The organism is Burkholderia sp. AU39826 (assembly GCF_020419965.1).
GTDB lineage: Bacteria > Pseudomonadota > Gammaproteobacteria > Burkholderiales > Burkholderiaceae > Burkholderia > Burkholderia semiarida.
Window position 1 is genome coordinate 15309 of sequence record NZ_JAIZQG010000016.1, and the last position, 17591, is coordinate 32899.

Genomic DNA, 17591 nt, shown 5'->3' on the forward strand with positions numbered 1-17591 from the left:
TGGTGGCTCTATGCGTGCACTCATTTCCCGCTTGATGACGATCGGCCCCTTGCGAGGCATTGTGGTCCTTGCGATGCTGGCGCTGGCTGCGTTGAGCGGTAGCCCCGGCAGCGGCGTGGTGTCGGGCGCGCTTGATCGCGTGCTGTTCGATATGATGGCGCAGGTGGTTGCGCATCGGTCGACGCGACAGGTGGTGGTGGTCAACATCGACGAAGGGGTGATCGCGCAACTGGACCCGCATGGCATGGACGCGTATTTGGCGCAATTGCTCGGCGCCCTTGGGAAGGCGCGCAGCGTCACGCTCGATTTGCCGCTGTGGCCCGGGTTCGATTATTCGAGTCTGCGCGCCGGCATGCGATCATGTTCGCATACCGTGTTGGTCGAGCCAGGCCTCGCCGGGCACGCAGGAGGCTGTTCAAGCCTGCTGCCGCCGGCACTCAGTTCGCTTGCTGCCGCGCGCAGCCAGCGCATCGTTACGATGGGCCACTACGGTGTGGTGAGTGGTTTCGTACCTTACCGTCTGTCCGCGGGCGTCCGTTATGCACACGTTGCACTCGATGCGCTGCGTGTGGCGGGCATCGAGCCGCCGTTGCCGGTCGTCGATTTCGTCAGGCCATACGCGCAGTCGATCGGGGCCGCACGCACGCCGGCGGTGATGACAATGCTGCCGGCATCGATGCACCTCACGCAGTATTCGGATATTGATGTGCTGCAGCAACGCGTACCTGCGGATGCGTTCGATGGGAAGGTGGTATTCGTCGGTAGTCACGCGTGGGGCGCCGGAGGGATGTTCCAGATCTCGTCGCTCAACTCGCACGAGGTTACGCGCTCACAACTCGACGCGCTCATCGCCGACGCCGTGGCCTCAGGCAATCTCGCGCGCGAAGCGCCCGCCGCCGTCGGGGTGTCGATCTATCTGATCCTCGCGTTCGGCGTCGTGCTGATCTGCGTGTTTGTTCCCGGTCGGGCGGTGCATCTGGCGGCGCTCGGCTGGGGCGCGCTGATCTTCGCCGTTCCACTGGGAATGCTGGTATTCCATATCTGGTTGCCGCTGGGGCTGCTTCCGGTTGTTTGCCTGCTGATCTACGGCTTTTTTGCGTGGGAGCGACATGCTCGCATGCTCTCGATGTTGCGAGGCGAATTGCGCGAATGGGGAGCGATCGCCGCCGCGATCCATCCGCGAGAGGGTGCTGCCGCGGTCGCTGCACCGTCCGGGCGGTCCGACGAACTGGTCGGCATCAAGGCAGCATTGCTGCAGGTACGCGGCTGGCAAAAGCTCTACGTCGACATGGTCAACCGGTTTCCGTATCCAGTCTTTCTCACGATGGGCGGCCACGTTGCCGTGTGGAACGCGAAGGCTGCCACTTTAATGCGCGAGGACTCCGCAGGTGAGCTGACCGACGCTCGATTGCCATTCATGCAAGTCGAGCGGCTCGTGGCCGAGAGCGTATGCAAGGGCGGAGACGCCAGTCGTGAAATCGAATGGGGCGGTCGCACCTACATGCTGATGTGCGAACGGCTGTCGAGTGGGCTGAGCGGGGATACTTCTTCCGACGGCGACACGCAGATGTCCCACCTGGTTTGCCTGATCGACCTTTGCGATCTGAAGGGATTTGTCTCGCACGACAAGTGGATGTTGCGTCATATCGCCCATGATCTGCGCAGCCCACTGACGGCCATCCTGTCGTTGATCGATCGCCGGGGCGCGTCCGTTGGCGGCAATCCGGACGGGGAGTCGGATCGCGCCTTCCTGAGCGATCTACGGCAGCAGGCTTCATACTCGTTACGTATTGCGAAGGACTTCATGCAGTTGAGCCGTGCCGAGCGACTCGATCGGACCGAATTCGAACCGGTGGCGTTGAGCGAGGTGGCCGAAGAGGCGATCGACCAGAACTGGCTCGCCGCCGAGCAAAAGGGCGTCGTGTTGCGCGAACCGGCATTCCTGGTCGAAGACACCCTCGTCAGCGGAAATGGAGACATGCTCATGCGTGCGGTCGTCAACGTGCTGGACAACGCGATCAAGTATTCGCCGCCTGGTGCCGTAGTGTCGCTCACCATCGGCTCGGCTGGCGACGGCGCACTGGTACTGACGGTGGCTGACAGCGGCGTCGGCATGACCGACGACACGGTCCGTCGCCTGTTCGAGCCGTTCTTCCAGGCCGAGCGCAAGGCCGATGGCAGCGCCAGCGTCGGATTGGGGTTGCCTTTCGTCAAGGCCGTGATCGAAAGACACGGCGGCACGGTTGCCGTGCACAGTGCGCCAGGGAGCGGCACCGTGTTCGAGCTGATCCTGCCACGCGTCTCGTCGAAGGCGCGAGGTGTTGGATCGCTGGAAACGGTCGGCGTAACCCGACCTGCGACGGTGGCGATGACTGCCGCGCCCGCGCGTGGCTGCCGGTTCGCGATGTAGCGCGACGCCAGGGGCGCTCGGGCGCGGGGCCGCCCCGAACCATGCTCCTCCATTTTTTACCGGCTCATTTGCCGTATGGTCGTTCTCTGCCCGACTGAGCACGAGCAGCAGTGACAGGCCGCCGTTAGCGGGCCAATCAATGTTTCGTTGAACATTCTCGTTCTACGACGGATGACGTCCCAGAATCCGTGCCATAGCCAATCTGGAGCCGCCATGACTGTCGACCTCTCGAGCGCGATGCTCGATTCGATTCGCCAATCCGTCATCCAAAAAAACGATGACCCGAAAACCGAAGCCGCCTCCGCCGACATCGCGGGAGGCTTCGCCGATTTACTCAAGCAGGCCGTGCGTGGCACGGATGCGCAACAACATCGTGCCGACGATCTCGTCACCGCCGTGGAAACCGGCGCCAGCGATGACCTCGTAGGCGCCATGCTTGCCAGCCAGCAGGCAAGCCTGTCGTTCTCCACAATGGTCCAGGTGCGTAACAAGGTCATGAGTGCTTTTGACGACATCATCAAGATGCAGGTTTGATGAGGACCGCAAACGTGCTTGCTCAAGTCAAGGCTCAGATTGCGCGCTTCGCGCCTCGCGGCCATTTCCGATTGCCGTCCCCCGCGGCGCTGTCCAGACTGGCGCCCATCGTCATCCTGGCGATTAGCCTGTCCGCGCTGACCATGATGCTGATGCATCGTCAGGACTCGCGCTACAAGCCGCTTTTTGGCTCCCAGGAAGCCGTGGTCGCCGCCGACATGATGGCCGCGCTGGACGCCGAAGGCATTCCGTACCGTATCCACCCGGACAGTGGCCAGGTGCTGGTGCCAGAGCAGAAGCTCGGCGCCGCGCGCATGATGCTGGCCGCCAAGGGCGTGGTAGCCAAATTGCCGGAGGGGCTGGAGCAGGTGGACAAGAGCGATCCGCTGGGCGTCAGTCAGTTCGTGCAGGACGTCCGGTTTCGGCGTGGCCTCGAAGGCGAACTGACGCAGAGCGTGATGGCGCTCGAGCCGGTGTCGTCGGCTCGTGTGCATCTGTCGATCGCCAAATCGGCGTCGTTCATTCTGGCCGATGGCGACAAGAGTTCGGCGTCGGTGGTGCTCACGCTCAAGCCCAATCGCAAGCTGAGCAAGGAGCAGATTGCCGCGATCGTCGCGCTGGTAGCGGGCAGCGTGGCGAACCTCGACCCGGCCCGCGTGACGGTGATAGACCAGGCTGGCAATCACCTGTCCGCGCAGATCGATCCGGCACTGGGAAATTCCACGCTCGACAGCGAGTGGGGCGCGCAAATGCGTGAACAGGTATTGCGCAATATTCGCGAGTTGCTCACGCCTGCGTTGGGTGACGGCAACTTTCGCGCGAGTGTTGCCGTCGAGCTGGACCACGATCGCGTGGAAGAGACCCGCGAGCAATACGGCGAGGCCCCGAAGATTACACAGGAAGCGATTCGCGACGAGAAGGACATCGGTCAGGCAGCGTTGGGTGTACCGGGTTCGTTGTCGAACCGGCCGGCACCGCCGTCGGCCGCCAGCATGCCCGAAGCGCCGCACTCGGCCAAGAACGCGCAGACACGCCAATACGCTTACGACCGCAATGTCGTACAGATCAAGCGCAGTCCCGTGCGCGTGAAGCGCCTGAACGTGGCGGTGGTTCTGAACAACGCCGCCGCGCCCGGCGGTGGAAAGGCTTGGGCGCCAGCGCAACTTGCGCAGGTGGACACGATCCTGCGCAACGGGTTGGGCATCGATGCCGACCGTGCAGATGCACTGACGGTGTCGTCGCTGGACTTCCGCGGCACGCCGGTGACCGTATCGCAGCCGTGGTGGAAACAGCCCGACAACATCGTGACGATCGGTACTTGGGCAGCGTGGGCATTGGGTGCGCTACTCGGGTTCGTATTCATCTTCCGCCCGCTGCTTAAGGTGCTCCGCATTTGGGCCAACGGCGGGCGCGATCCGCAGTCGCAGGGCGCCAACGCCGTATCCGGCGGTCCGGAAACCCCCGCGCTTGCGGCAGCCGCCGAAGCCGACACGCAGCCGCTGCTGCTGGCCGACGCGAATCTCCCGCCGATTGGCTCCGGCGCGGACGTGCTGATCGCACACCTGAAGCATCTGGCCGCTCAGGACCCTGAACGCGTTGCCGAAGTCATCAAACCCTGGATTCGAGACGATGAACACACCAACTGACGTACCTGCGACCGTGGACACCGCCGTAACGGCAGGCCTGCCAACCCGGAATCTTGCCGCGGTGGAGCGTGCTGCCATCATCCTGCTCAGCATCGGTGAGGAAGCTGCGGCGGGCGTGCTGCGATGCCTTTCGCGCGAGGAGTTGCTGGACGTGACACTCGCCATGTCACGCATGCAGGGCGTCAAGGTAGAGGCTGTGCAGAACACCATCGAGCACTTCTTCACGAATTTTCGCGAGCAGAGCGGCGTACGGGGTGCTTCGCGCTCGTTCTTGCAACGCTCGCTGGAGATGGCGCTCGGCGGTGTGGTGGCCAACAGCGTGCTCAACAAGATTTACGGTGACGCGATCGGCCCGAAAATGGCGCGCCTGCAGTGGGCGCAGCCGCAATGGCTTGCCGATCGCCTGCGCGACGAGCACGTGCGCATGCAAGCCATGTTCCTCGTCTTCTTGCCGCCGGAGCAGGCGAGCCGCGTGATTCAGGCGCTGCCCGAAGCGCGGCGCGAGCAGGTGCTGCTCGATATCGCGCGTCTGACCGAGATCGATCATGACCTGCTGCGGGACCTGGAAGACGTGGTCGACTGTTGCATCGCCAACCTTGGCACACAAAGCACGGCCGTCGAAGGTGTGCGGCAGGCCGCCGACATCATCAACCGTATGCCGGGCGACCGCACCCACATGGTGGAAATTCTGCGTGCTCGGGATCCGGAGTTGGTCGCGGCGGTGGAAGAGCTCATCTACGATTTCGCGGTGATCGCGAACCAGGATGATGAGGTGATCTCCGTCATTCTCGAACATGTCGACACGGCGCTGTGGGGCGTGGCGCTTAAGGGCGCCGACCCAGCCGTGCGCGACGCATTGTTGCGCTCGATGCCGCGGCGCGCGGTGCAGGCCTTCGAGGAGATGTTGCGCCGGGCGGAGCCCGTACTCCCCAGCAAAGTCGAGTCGGCGCGCCGCGAAATCATGGACATCATACGAAGACTGGCCGACGACGGCGACATCGAACTTCGGCTCGTGGCGGAGGAAGCACTTCGATGAGGACGTACCGACGCTATGCATTTCCCTCGCTGGCGCGCATTCGCGCGGCAAGCGAGCAGCCTGGCGGATTCACGGCGCCCGACGAGGTGGATCTGATCTCCGAGCAACTGCATGTCCCTCCGGCCGCGGAATTGCTTGAAGAAGCTCGGCAAGCGGGTTACGAGGAGGGCTTTGTCGCCGGCGAACGAGTCGGCGCCGAAGGCGCACGCCGCGACGTGCGTTCCAGGTTCGATGCGCTGGTAGCACCGGTCGACGCGCTGGTTCGTGGCTTCCAGTGCGTGCAGCAAGCTTATCGAGCCAAGGTGCGCAGCGAAGTGGCTGAGCTCGTTGGCGACGTTGCCCGACAGGTCGTGCGTGCGGAGCTTGAAACCCGTCCCGAGCGGATTCTCGCGTTTGTGGATGAAGCCGTCGGCACGCTGACCAAACCGCCCGAATCCGTCAGCGTGCGGCTGAACCCGGCCGATTACGCGCGCCTGGCCGAAGCGGCACCCGATCGAGTGCAGGGCTGGCAACTGGTGCCGGACGACCGTCTCGAGCCTGGCGAATGCCGCGTGCGGGCCGATGACATCGAAATGGACGCGGGCTGTGGTCAGCGCCTTGTCGCCTGCATCGAACGGATTACCTCGCAGCTCGCGCATGCCCATGCCGAGGAGGCGGACGGAGTGCCGGCATGAACCATTCCGTACTCGGCAAGCTCGACCTTGGCGATGTGCCCGTCGCAAGGCCGGTAGGACGCTTGTCCGCCGTCTCGGGCCTCCTGCTTGAAGTGACCGGCTATGCATTCGAAACCGGTCAGCTCGCACGGATCGAAACCGCATCGAACGACTGGCTCGATGCACGCGTGGTCGGCTTTCGGGAAGGCGTGTCGTATTTGATGCCCTTCAGGCCCGCAGAGGGTTTGGCCGCGGGCGCGCGCGTGTTTGGCGATGAAGGTGCGCGCACGCTGTCGATCGGCCCGGCATGGCGTGGCCGTATCGTCGATGGTCTCGGTGAACCGATCGACGACCGTGGTCCGCTCATCGGCGACGCCGTACTCGATCTGGCTCCCCCGCGCGTGAACCCGCTGCGCAAGCAGCCGGTGGAGGGTGTGATGGACGTAGGCGTGCGCGCGATCGACGGCATGCTGACGTTGGGCCGCGGGCAGCGCGTTGGCCTTTTTGCGGGCAGTGGCGTTGGCAAGAGCGTGCTACTCGGCATGATCGCGCGCCAGGCCGCGGCCGATGTGGTGGTGGTTGGCATGATCGGCGAGCGTGGCCGCGAGGTGCGAGAGTTTATCGAGCACTCGCTTGGCCCCGAAGGCTTGTCCAAAGCCATCGTCGTGGTCGCGCCGGCGGATGAATCCCCGCTGATGCGTTTGATGGCGACCGAGCTGTGCCACGCCATTGCCACACACTTTCGCGATGCCGGCAACGATGTGCTGCTGATGATCGATTCCCTCACCCGTTACGCGATGGCGCAGCGGGAAATCGCGCTGGCGCTGGGCGAGCCGCCGGCCACGCGCGGCTATCCGCCCTCGGTGTTCGGCATGTTGCCACGCCTGGTGGAGCGCGCGGGCAACGGCGAAGGTGTTGGCAGCATGAGTGCCATCTACACCGTGTTGGCTGAAGGCGACGACGAACAGGACCCGGTGGTCGACACGGCGCGTGCGATTCTCGATGGCCACATCATGCTGTCGCGCGATCTCGCCTCCCAGGGGCATTACCCGGCGATCGACGTGCTGCGCTCGGTCAGCCGCTGCATGTCACTCGTGGCGCCGCGCGAGCAGATCGACGCGGTACGCAAGATGAAGCAAATGATGTCGCGCTACGCCAATGTTCGCGATCTGATCCCGCTGGGCGGCTACGTGGCCGGCGCGGATCTCGTTACCGATCACGCGGTGAAGATGCACGACCGGATCGAAGCCTTCCTGTGTCAGGCACAGGACGAGGTCGCGCCGCGCCAGGCGACGCTGGATATTCTGGCGGAGATTGCCGCATGAACGCCCGACATGTCGTTGCGGGACTCACGCAACTCGTCGCGATGCGCGCGAAGGAAGTGGATCGGCTGGAAATCGATGTCGCCGCGCGCGACGCGGAAGGCGCTCGCTATCGCCATCATATTTCGCAAATGACTTTGCTGATGCAAAGCGTCGACACCGGTACGCACGTACATCCCGAGCACGCAATGAACGGCGCGCGCTATCGCTCCGCGCTCGCCAATCTGATTCATCTGCACCAGCATCAATTGGCAAAGCACGAGGCATTGGTCGCGGGCCTGCGCGCGGATTTGTGCCGCGCACGCCTGCGGTACGAGCAGATCGATCGGGTTCGCAGCAGGAAGCTTGGCGCGCTCGAACTCGAGAAGCGCGCACGCGATCGCAAACTCGAAGACCAACAGGCTTCCCAGGCATGGCTGCGCAGGCGGCTGTCGCAGCAACGTTCGATATCCAACCCATTCTGATCAAGCGAGGACGCCATGTTCGGTAGTATTGGAGACCCAGTGGCAAGCGCCAAGGCGCTTACCGAAAAGTACATGCTGAATGCTGTTCAGCGCCTGAAAACCCAGCAAGCGGGCAACGCGATCGCCCAGGCCGGGCTCACCCGGTTACAAGGCGCGTTGAGTTCGTTTCAGAGCGCGTTGAAGGGCTCGTCCGGTGTGGGCGGCATCGTCAAACAAAAGGCCGCACTGTCGAACCCGGCGCTGGGCGAAGCCACCGCGGCGGCCAATGCGCAGCCTGGTCGTTACACGTTCTTCGTCAAGCAACTCGCGTCGACGCATCAGGTGGCCTTCAAGGGCCTCTCGTCATACGGTGCCAAGGACGCGGGCACACTCGGGATCGCACTCGCGAACGGAGAATCGTTCAAGGTAGACCTATCGGCAGCCAACGCCGACGCGAGCGGCAACGTGTCGCCGGCCGAACTGGCTCGCGCGATCAACCAGGCCGCCGGCAACAACGGCAAGGTATCTGCATCGATCGTCACGATCGAAGGCGAGCAGCGTCTCGTGCTGACCTCGGGCGAGACCGGCGAGGCCGGTGCCATTTCGCTCGACGCCAGCGGCATCGGCGATACAGTGCTGTCTGCTGCCCTGTCGGGTACGCCGGACGAACTGTCGGTGGCACGAGACGCCATATTCAAGCTTGGCGGGGAGAGCGGCGTCGAAATCAAGCAGGGCAGCAATACTTTCACCGGCATTCAGGGCGTGTCCGTCACGTTCACGCAGTCGATGGTCGAAAGCGACGCGCCATTGTTCCTCGATATCAAGCTTGACCACGGCGGCACGGCCGACGCCGTGCAGGCGTTTGTCGATGCATATAACAAAGCAATGGGCGTGCTGGCCGAGCTGACCAAGGTCAACCCTGACAATCCATCCAACGCAGGGCCGTTCGTCGGCGATGCCGGTGTGCGCAATCTCCAACAGCGAATGAACGCGCTGTTGCGCGCCACAGTGGGCGAAAGGCGGATGTTGGACTACGGCATCTCAGCGGACCGTACCGGCAAGCTGTCGCTCGATACGGACAAGATGAAAGCCTCGCTGGACAAGAATCCAAATGGTCTCGCCGCCTTGTTTGCCGATCCTGAAAAGGGCATCGTCGCGCGCATGGACGCCTACCTGAAGACATGGACCTCCTCCGTCGACGGTCAGGTCAAGCGTCGTCAGGATTCCGCCGAGCTTATTCAGCAATCGTTAAAGAAAAAGGAGCGTTCGCTCGAAGTGCAATACCGTCAGGTCTATGACCGATATCTGACCCAGTTCACGCGCGTGGCGGAACTGCAGAAGCGGATGGAATACACGAAGCAGTTGCTCGACGACCTCCTTAGCGGAAACAAGAAATGATGACCGGACATGGTTACGGAAATTACCAGACGACGAACCTGGCGAGTCAGGCGGCAAGCGCGTCGCCGGTACGGTTGGTGATTGTGCTGATGGATGGCCTGCTCGACGAGATGGTGCGCGCGCGCGCCCATATCGAAGCTGGACGCTACGAAGAGAAGGGCAACAGCCTGAACAAGTGCATCGGGATGCTGCATGGTCTGACCAGTGCACTCGATTTCGACGTCGGCAACGAGGTCGTCGTCAATCTTGCCCGGCTGTACGAGTACTGCACGGTACGCCTGAATGAAGCCGGACTCGCTCTGGATCCGGTCCTCATCGATGAAGTCTCGATGCTGATTCGCACGCTGCGCGCGGCGTGGGAAGGCGTCGATCAACGATTCGGATGATAGACCATGGACCAGAGCGACTATGTGCTACGACTTGCAATGCGCGTACGACAAGCGATTGCGAAGTGCGATTTCGACGCGCTGGTGTGCTTGAGCGTCGAAGTACACGATATCGTGAGCAACATGGCAACCGGAACGGCGTTGACCGCTGCCGAGCTGGAAGCACTGAGACTTCTGACGATCGCGCACCGCGTCGCTATTTCGTTATTGGAAATTGAATCCGAACGGCTGATCGAGGCGATGAGCGATCTCAATGATCGCCGCGAAGTCTGGCAGGTCTATGCAGTTCAAGGGAGCCAGCAATGATGAGCGGTCTTTCGGCAACGGCCGACCTTGCGCCGGCAACGGCAGCCGACGGTAGCGCCGTGCTGGCTGCAGTGCTCGGCGTGCAGCCATCCGTGTCAACCGATGATTTCGCGGCCTTGCTGGTGGAAGGCTCCGGACTGGACGACGGCACGGACGCCACGGCGGATCCGGTGTCGGTGCCGGATCCGTGGTTGGCACTGGCGCGAGCGCCTGAAACCGAACCGCCGGCTGGCGACATGTCATCGTTGCGGGACGGCGCGGTGGCCGCACCGGGCCTTATGCAGGCGCTGGAAGCACGTGCAGTCGACACTGTCGCACCGGACCGGACGACAAGCGACGCACCGGTCGATACCGTCGCAATGCAACGCCTTTCCACCATCGTTTCGTTGCCGGCACACACACATGGGACAGCGCAACCAGTGGACTTGTACCGGCGCGGCGCGATCGAGCAAGCGGTTTTGCCGCAAGTTGGTGCGAAGGAACCGGTCGCGCCCATGCTGGCCGCGCGCCTGTTCGACCATCGATCGAGTGCGGTACCTGGGGCGCTGTTGAACCAAAGCATGAATTTCGCGACGACGCACGTGTCGCCGATCTTCGGCCCGCTCGCGTTCGGTGACGCAATCGCTCCGACAGGGCCATCGGCCGTCACACCCGACTGCGAGGTAGGCACCCGCGCAACACAAGCCGAACTGTTGACGGAAGCGGCAAGGGTACCGGAAGCGGCAAAGGTGCCGGAAGAGGCAATGGTGCCGGCAACGGCTACGAGTGCGCCGACCGCGCGTCAGCAGAAGCTGATCGACGCGTTGGGAGAGCGCCTGAGCGTGCAGATGGCTCAGGGCATGCGTCAAGCCGTGATCCGACTCGAGCCGGGTTCGAACGGATCGATACGCATCGAACTACGCCAGAACGTCAACGGCATGGCGGTTCATTTGTCGGCCACTCATCCCGAGGTCGTTCTCCAGTTGCAGGCGATCGGAGAAAGCTTGCGCCATGATCTCGGCGCGCGACATGGTGGCGACGTGACCGTGCAGGTCTCGGCAGGTCGGCAAAGCCATGGCGAGGCGGGCGGCTCGGGCGGCCGCGAGCACCATCCACGCGATGAACCGCCCACGCGAGGGCCTGGTGGCGGTTTGGCCTCCGCAGGCGGCGATTCGATATTCGAATTGGCGCCTCGCGAATTCGCGTACGTGAAGAGGGCAACGACATGATCCGGAATGCACGGCAACAAGGGCAACACGCGGCCGTGCAATCCGATGCCGGATCTGCTGCTTTCGGCTAACGAAACGAATTGCGCGAAGGGCTGCCGGCGCTGAGCGAGAGGGTCGGAAGCGTACCGGCCACGCGCACGCTGGTCGGTGTGCAGTGCATGGAATAGCTCGAATCAGCAGCATTGCTCAATTTGGAATACGAACATTGTGCTGCGGCACCAATCGCACGCTCTCGTAACGTGACGGTAACGAAGGCCATGATGGACCGAATACGATGACTGCAACGATCTACACCGAATACCAAAGTGTACAGCGCGAGAACCAGGCGTTGTCCCCCGCCGATGAGGCGCGCTGGATGGCGCGGTATGCGCCGCTGGTGAAGCGCATCGTGCGCAAGCTCGCGTCGCAGGCGGGTGGGGCCATGGAGGCCTGCGACCTCGAGCAACTCGGGTTGATGGGTCTGCTCGAAGCGCTGCGTCGCTACGGTGAGCCCGATGACGAATTCGAGCATTTTGCGCTATTTCGCGTGCGGGGCGCGATTCTGGACGAACTGCGCCGCCAGGACTGGCGGCCGCGCTCGGCACGCCAAGGTGCTCACCGTCTGCGCAGCACTGAGCGAGCACTGCGCCGGGAACTGCGCCGCGATCCTACGAAAGAAGAAGTGTGCAACGCGCTGGAAATCGGCGACGACGAATACGAGCAGTTGCAACTGGACGACTGCGCACAAGAGTTCGTCAGTTTTGACGCCTTGCTGGAAGAGGACGCGGAACGGTACGAGTGCGGCGGCAGCGACGGCATCGAACACCGCGCCATGCTGCGCCACTCGCTTGAACAGGCGCTGGGCGTGCTCGACGCGCGCGAGCAGCAGATCATCCAGCTCTATTACGAATTCGATCTGAGTCAAGCGGAGATCGGGGCGGTGCTGGGCCTGACGCGGGCTCGAGTCTGTCAGATCAACAAGAGCGCGCTGGTCAAGATGCGCAAGCGCCTCGCTCAGCATTGACAGTGAAGAATATTGCGCCGCTCCGGTCGGACGGCGCCCAGGTCGGGAAGGAATCATGCAACAGATATTTGGAATTTTGATCGTGCTTGGCTGCGTCTTCGGCGGCTTCGTATTCATGGGGGGCGATTTTCGCAAGCTCTGGCAGCCTGTCGAATTGTTGATCGTCGTCGGCTCGGCCGTTGGTGCGCTGGTGCTCGGCAACTCGCGCCACGTGCTCGTCGACATGGGCAAGCAATTGCGTAAGGTGATGGGCAGGCGCAAGCGCACGGCCAACAAGGAATTCCAGCGTCAGCAACTGCTGCTGATGTATGAGCTGTTGAACATCGGCAGAGACCTCAAGGCGCTCGACAACCACGTCGAGAACCCGCACGAAAGCCGGCTGTTCCAGCGCTACCCGCTGGTGCTCCAGGGGCCCGAACTGCTTACCTTCATTGTCGACAACCTTCGCTTGATGGCGATGGGCAAGATCAGTTCACACGAGCTGGAAAGCGTGCTCGAGCAGGAGCTGGTCGCTGTTCAAGAGAACATCGAGTTGCCATCGCGTTCGCTCAAAAAGATTTCGGAAGCCATGCCCGGCTTTGGCATTGTGGCTGCGGTATTGGGCGTGGTGATTGCCATGGGCAGACTTGGAGACGGCGCCAGTGCGGCCGAGCTGGCCGAGAATGTCGCGGCCGCCATGATCGGCACGCTTATCGGCATTTTCTTCTGTTATGGCGTTTTGGATCCGGTGTCGAATCTGGTTAAGCAGGCGATGAAGGCCGAGATGTCGGAAATGGAATGCATGAAAGTGATACTGGTGGCCTTTGCTGGCGGCAAGCCACCGCTGCTGGCGATCGATGCGGGCCGTCGCATGATGCAACCGGCCTGCAAGCCGAGCTTCGCGCAGCTCGAGGGCTGGATCGGCCAATTGGACGCGGGGCGTGAATGAGCTTGGATAGCACCCACGAAAGCGTCGCAACCGAAGATGCGCCCGTCGCGCGCGCGACGGCCACTCCTGCCAAGCGAGGTGAACGCCGGGCGGCCCCCGTCGACTTGATCGTCAAACGCCCGGTTCGGCGCGATTACGACGACGATCATGGCGGTGGCTGGAAAGTCGCGTTCGCCGATTTCTGCCTCGCGCTGCTATGTGTGTTCATGTTGTTGTGGGCGCTCAGTGCGCGCGACGAAGAGACGCGCCGCAAAATGGACGCAATGGTTGACAGTGCACTGTACGACGACGACTCGGACTTGTCGGCCGGTGCGCCGTTGGGGCCGAATACTCACGCGTTGCAGGACACGTGGGCGTCGCACATGGCGGACGAGGAGGCTGGCGACGTGAAGCGCAGCCAGCCGATGGCAGACAGCCGCGAGGCGATGGACGCGCTTGCCGAACGTGTGCGCAAGCTCGGCAAGGACGCGGGGGTGCTCGACAACGTTCAAGCGATCGTCACGCCAATGGGCCTGCGGGTCATGCTGCACGATACCGAAGAGCGCGGCGTATTCGTCAGTGGTGGTGCGGTACCTTCCGAGCCGTTTCGACCGATGCTGATCAAGCTGGGCGCGCTCATGGGCTCGATCGGCAATCCACTGTTCGTACTGGGCCACACTGATTCGGTGCCGTATCGCAACTCGGACGCCGGCTCGCGTTCGAACTGGGATCTGTCGGTGGATCGCGCGATGTCCGCCCGGTCGTGGCTGTTGCGAGGCGGCGTGAACGCCGAGCAAGTGATGCAAGTGATCGGCATGGCCGACCGGGCACCGCTGGTGAACAATCCTCGCGCTGCAATCAATCGACGCATTGAATTTCTGGTGCTGACGCCGGAACGCGCCCGCGCTATCTGCTCCATGTTCGGCCCAGTCGACCAAGTCGTGCCGCTGACGCCCGGCATTAACGCCACGTCGGCCGGCGATCCTGACGCGGGCCGAGTCGGTGCGGAGGTCGGTGTCAAGCTCGACAAAAAAAGGACTTAACAGATCGATCCGCTTGCTCGTTCTGAAGGAGTGTGGACGGGTAACAATTTTGAGGGCCGCGGGGCCTTAGGGTGACATCATGCGAATTACTAATCTGGCGGCACACGCCGCAGTCAATGGCGCGGAAGGCGTACAGCGTTCCGAGGGCGTGCGCCACAAGCGTACTGTGGCGTCAACTGAAGTGGTGCACGAAAAGACCCGTGATCGCCTGGTGCTGGATGCGGCACGCGCCGTGCTGGACGAGACGCCGGAAATCGACATGGTTCGGGTGGCTCGCGTTCAGGCCGCGCTGGCCGCCGGCAAGATCCGGTTCGATGCCTGCAAGCTTGCGGGCACGATTCAACGTTATCACGGAGGTAGCGAATGACGGGCACGGGTTCCCCGCACCAACTGCTCGTGGATGTTATCGCCGACTGCGTCGGCTACCGCAAGCTTGTGCAACTGCTGGAAGATCAGTTTGCCGCGGCGCGGCAACTCGATACCGTGAGGCTTGGCGTGCTCGCTGGCGTGATCGCGGCTGAGGCCGATGCGATTGACATGCGGCGCCGCTATCGCATTGAGCGGCTCGGTCAGGTGCCGGGTGCGGTGCTGGAACTTGGTCGGCGTCTGTTGGCCGACGACAGGCACGCAATGCAACGCGCATCGTTCGTCGAGCGGTGTGAGGAAGTGAAGCTGCTTGCAGCGCGATGCCAAGCCCTCACTCGGCGCAACAGCGGCCTCTTGGTCGCGCAGTACGAGGTGATGCAGCGCCTGGTGTATGGAGAAAGCCACACCTATGTTCCGGCCTGACGTCGCATTCGTGCCCGCCGCGCCGGGTCCGTCTGCCCGCACTCCCTCTCCCGTTGCGTCCGCAAGCGAGTCGGCGATGGGCTTTGGTTCGTTGTACGCATCGCTGAATCGCGATATCCGTGGCACGATCCGTAACGGTTTCGGCCGCTCGAACGAGCCGCAGCTTTCGTCGCAGGCGGCAGCGTGGACCACTATGATGCGAGCCCGCGCGGAAGCGCTCGCGAAGCCGCAGCAGGGTGTCTTGGGAAGCGGCGCGCCTGCGACGGGGCCGAACTTCGCCGATTCGGATCAGCAGGCCTTTCTGGCCGAGATCATGCCGCACGCTCGTCGTGCGGGTGCGATGATTGGCGCAGCCCCGGAACTGATCGCCGCGCACGCGGCGCTTGAATCCGGCTGGGGCAGCAAACCGCTGAAGAACGTACGCGGCGAGACCACGCATAACCTGTTCGGCATCAAATCGACGGGCGGATGGGCGGGGGAGTCGGCTGCTGCCGTCACCACCGAGTATGTCAACGGTTCGGCCGTGAAGATGGTCGCCCACTTCCGCGCGTACCGCAGCTATGGCGGCGCCTTTCATGACTACGCCAAGCTGCTGCTCGATTCGCCCCGCTATGCCGGCGTGCGCAACGTAGGCGACGACGCTAGCGCATTCGCCGGCGCACTCAAGCGCGGTGGTTACGCGACCGATCCTGCGTACGCGACCAAGCTTGTGGAAATGGTAGGGCTGGTCAAGCGGATGGTTCGCTGACGTTCGTTATGGCCGGGTGCCGACGGCCGTTTCACCTCTACTTCGTCACGCCGACCGGCTCGACGGTGTCGGCACTGATCACCCGCGCGAAGATCACTTTGCCAGTGCTCGCGTTTTTCACGCGGATAACCTCGTCGACCGCGCCATTCTGCATGGCGGTGCCCGGCACGGATACGCGTATCGGCCCGGAATTAGCCTCGATTTGGACCGCCTGGCCGCGGCGGATGGTTTCCGCGCGGTTGAGTAGCCGCGCCTGGATCACCTGGCCGGCTTTTACCGTGCGGCGCAGCATGCGCCCAACAGCAAGGGTGGGATCGGTCAGCGCATCGGGGGTGAGCGCAAAGTCGCGGACATCCTGCTTGAAATCCGCTTCGTTGAGCGTGTGGCCGGAGGGCAACGCGGTTGCCGCTACCAGCACTGGCGTGTCGATGTGAGCCTTCACCAGATAGGTCGTGGCGCGCGGGTCCCCCTTGCAGCGCACTGAAAAACGCATGCGGGCCAGCGTCTTGGTGTCAGTCGCGGCGATTTCGTAGGGCTCGCTGCACGTCGGGGCGGGCCGACGCGGGGGCGACACCGCGACTGAAGCATGGGGTTTGGTTAGCGCGCGATCGGCAACATAGCGCTCAAGCCACGTCAGAGCCGCCTTCTCGACCTGCGGAACGGCCGGATCGCCTGGATGCGCCGCGGCGGGGGCGGGTGCCTGCGCAAAGGCTGCAAGCGGCATCGCCAACGCCGCGATGACTGCTGCCAGCACCACATGCTCGTGCGGTTGCTTGCGGGAGTGTGTCGGAGCCATCGCATCCTTTTTCTTGAACTGAATGTTGCTCGATTATAGGGCGCCGCGCGGCTGTAGCGAACGCTCGAGCGCCGTGTTCAAGTTCTGTAAAACCTCTTCGCGGCCACGTTCGCCAGCCCGTAACCTCCACCCGGTCTATGACTCAACCGCTGCCCGGTAACAACCGCGCGGCACTTTCCGGAGGCAAGCCGCCACTATGGGATTGAATCTCGAACAAGCACTTGGCGTACATGCGGCCGCACTCAAAGTGCGTGCCGAGCGCACCAAGCTCCTTGCATCGAACTTGGCCAACGAATCGACGCCGGGCTACCAGGCGCGCGATCTGGACTTCCGTGCGAGCCTCGGCTATGTGCTCGCCAACGATGCCTTCGATGCCGCGCTGCGATTCGGTGGCGATGAACCGATGTACCGCGTGCCCAGCAGTCCCTCGCAAGATGGCAACACCGTCGAACTCGGTGTCGAGCAGGCGGCGTTTTCGCAAAACGCGGCGGATTTCCAGGCCAGCCTGACATTCGTCAACATGAAAATCAAGGGGCTGAAATCCGCCATCACGGGGAACATCTGATGAGCTTCAAGGACATTTCGCAGATCGCGGGTTCGGCGTTGTCCGCACAAGCCGTGCGACTCAACACCATTGCCAGCAACCTTGCCAATGCAGGTACGTCCGGCACCGAGGAAACCGCGTACCGCGCGCGCAAACCGGTATTCGCATCGGTGTTCCAGAACGGCGGTGCGCGCGTGCAGGTGCTGGACGTGATTGCCACCGACGATGCGCTCGCTGCTCGACATGAGCCGGGCCATCCGCTGGCAGATGAAAACGGCATGGTGTTTTACTCGAACGTCAGCGCCGTCGAGGAAATGGCCGACATGATGGCCGCTTCGCGCGCTTTTTCCACCAACGTCGAGGTGCTCACGCGCATCAAGGGAATGCAGCAGGACCTGCTGCGCATGGGTGAGGGCTGA

General features: G+C 63.0%; 20 protein-coding genes. 19 read left to right on the forward strand and 1 reads right to left on the reverse strand.

Going from position 1 to position 17591, the window contains the following annotated elements; all coding sequences use genetic code 11:
• Positions 1-10 precede the first annotated feature (10 nt).
• The 17 genes from LGM42_RS23610 (at position 11) to LGM42_RS23690 (ending at position 15832) form a co-directional block, all read left to right on the forward strand.
• A complete protein-coding gene (locus LGM42_RS23610) occupies positions 11-2410 on the forward strand; it encodes an ATP-binding protein (protein ID WP_050017762.1) in 2400 nt (799 codons plus the stop codon).
• A 213-nt stretch (positions 2411-2623) separates the two neighbouring features.
• Complete coding sequence (fliE, locus tag LGM42_RS23615; RefSeq protein WP_226233309.1) at positions 2624-2944, forward strand: flagellar hook-basal body complex protein FliE; 321 nt, start codon at positions 2624-2626, stop codon at positions 2942-2944.
• Complete coding sequence (gene fliF, locus LGM42_RS23620; protein ID WP_226233310.1) at positions 2944-4590, forward strand: flagellar basal-body MS-ring/collar protein FliF; 1647 nt, start codon at positions 2944-2946, stop codon at positions 4588-4590. The genes fliE and fliF overlap by 1 nt, the downstream gene beginning before the upstream one ends.
• Complete coding sequence (locus LGM42_RS23625) at positions 4574-5626, forward strand: flagellar motor switch protein FliG (protein WP_226233311.1); 1053 nt, start codon at positions 4574-4576, stop codon at positions 5624-5626. Before fliF ends, LGM42_RS23625 begins: the two co-directional genes overlap by 17 nt.
• Positions 5623-6300: a FliH/SctL family protein gene (locus tag LGM42_RS23630; protein WP_050017759.1), complete on the forward strand. Its 678-nt coding sequence runs from the start codon at positions 5623-5625 to the stop codon at positions 6298-6300. The genes LGM42_RS23625 and LGM42_RS23630 overlap by 4 nt, the downstream gene beginning before the upstream one ends.
• Complete coding sequence (locus LGM42_RS23635) at positions 6297-7604, forward strand: FliI/YscN family ATPase (RefSeq protein ID WP_226233312.1); 1308 nt, start codon at positions 6297-6299, stop codon at positions 7602-7604. Before LGM42_RS23630 ends, LGM42_RS23635 begins: the two co-directional genes overlap by 4 nt.
• Entirely contained in the window at positions 7601-8065 is a 465-nt protein-coding gene (locus LGM42_RS23640) for a hypothetical protein (RefSeq protein ID WP_050017757.1), read from the forward strand. The genes LGM42_RS23635 and LGM42_RS23640 overlap by 4 nt, the downstream gene beginning before the upstream one ends.
• 39 nt (positions 8066-8104) lie before the next feature.
• Positions 8105-9442: a flagellar filament capping protein FliD gene (gene fliD, locus LGM42_RS23645; protein WP_226233313.1), complete on the forward strand. Its 1338-nt coding sequence runs from the start codon at positions 8105-8107 to the stop codon at positions 9440-9442.
• Positions 9442-9828, forward strand: coding sequence for a flagellar export chaperone FliS (fliS, locus tag LGM42_RS23650; protein WP_413227426.1), 387 nt, complete (start codon positions 9442-9444; stop codon positions 9826-9828). The genes fliD and fliS overlap by 1 nt, the downstream gene beginning before the upstream one ends.
• 6 nt (positions 9829-9834) lie before the next feature.
• Positions 9835-10134 carry a hypothetical protein gene (locus tag LGM42_RS23655; RefSeq protein WP_060312377.1) on the forward strand — a complete coding sequence of 100 codons (300 nt, stop codon included), beginning with the start codon at positions 9835-9837 and terminating at the stop codon, positions 10132-10134.
• Positions 10131-11342 (forward strand): flagellar hook-length control protein FliK, encoded by a 1212-nt coding sequence (locus tag LGM42_RS23660; protein WP_226233315.1) that lies wholly within the window; start codon positions 10131-10133, stop codon positions 11340-11342. The genes LGM42_RS23655 and LGM42_RS23660 overlap by 4 nt, the downstream gene beginning before the upstream one ends.
• 274 nt (positions 11343-11616) lie before the next feature.
• Complete coding sequence (locus LGM42_RS23665; protein ID WP_060312381.1) at positions 11617-12345, forward strand: FliA/WhiG family RNA polymerase sigma factor; 729 nt, start codon at positions 11617-11619, stop codon at positions 12343-12345.
• Positions 12346-12400: 55 nt separating this feature from the next.
• Entirely contained in the window at positions 12401-13273 is an 873-nt protein-coding gene (motA, locus tag LGM42_RS23670) for a flagellar motor stator protein MotA (RefSeq protein WP_226233316.1), read from the forward strand.
• Positions 13270-14295 (forward strand): flagellar motor protein MotB, encoded by a 1026-nt coding sequence (locus tag LGM42_RS23675; RefSeq protein ID WP_226233317.1) that lies wholly within the window; start codon positions 13270-13272, stop codon positions 14293-14295. The genes motA and LGM42_RS23675 overlap by 4 nt, the downstream gene beginning before the upstream one ends.
• A gap of 79 nt (positions 14296-14374) precedes the next feature.
• Positions 14375-14662: a flagellar biosynthesis anti-sigma factor FlgM gene (locus LGM42_RS23680; protein WP_226233318.1), complete on the forward strand. Its 288-nt coding sequence runs from the start codon at positions 14375-14377 to the stop codon at positions 14660-14662.
• On the forward strand, positions 14659-15084 hold the full coding sequence (locus LGM42_RS23685; protein WP_226233319.1) for a hypothetical protein: 426 nt from the start codon (positions 14659-14661) through the stop codon (positions 15082-15084). Before LGM42_RS23680 ends, LGM42_RS23685 begins: the two co-directional genes overlap by 4 nt.
• 76 nt (positions 15085-15160) lie before the next feature.
• Complete coding sequence (locus LGM42_RS23690; protein ID WP_060312388.1) at positions 15161-15832, forward strand: glucosaminidase domain-containing protein; 672 nt, start codon at positions 15161-15163, stop codon at positions 15830-15832.
• A 37-nt stretch (positions 15833-15869) separates the two neighbouring features.
• Here the strand turns inward: LGM42_RS23690 and flgA are convergent, their stop codons facing one another.
• Positions 15870-16586 (reverse strand): flagellar basal body P-ring formation chaperone FlgA, encoded by a 717-nt coding sequence (gene flgA, locus LGM42_RS23695; protein WP_196493581.1) that lies wholly within the window; start codon positions 16584-16586, stop codon positions 15870-15872.
• Positions 16587-16824: 238 nt separating this feature from the next.
• On the opposite strand from flgA, the gene flgB reads away from it, so the two are divergent.
• Both flgB and flgC read left to right on the forward strand, forming a co-directional pair.
• Positions 16825-17193 carry a flagellar basal body rod protein FlgB gene (flgB, locus tag LGM42_RS23700; RefSeq protein ID WP_050017745.1) on the forward strand — a complete coding sequence of 123 codons (369 nt, stop codon included), beginning with the start codon at positions 16825-16827 and terminating at the stop codon, positions 17191-17193.
• Positions 17193-17591, forward strand: coding sequence for a flagellar basal body rod protein FlgC (gene flgC, locus LGM42_RS23705; protein WP_027782020.1), 399 nt, complete (start codon positions 17193-17195; stop codon positions 17589-17591). Before flgB ends, flgC begins: the two co-directional genes overlap by 1 nt.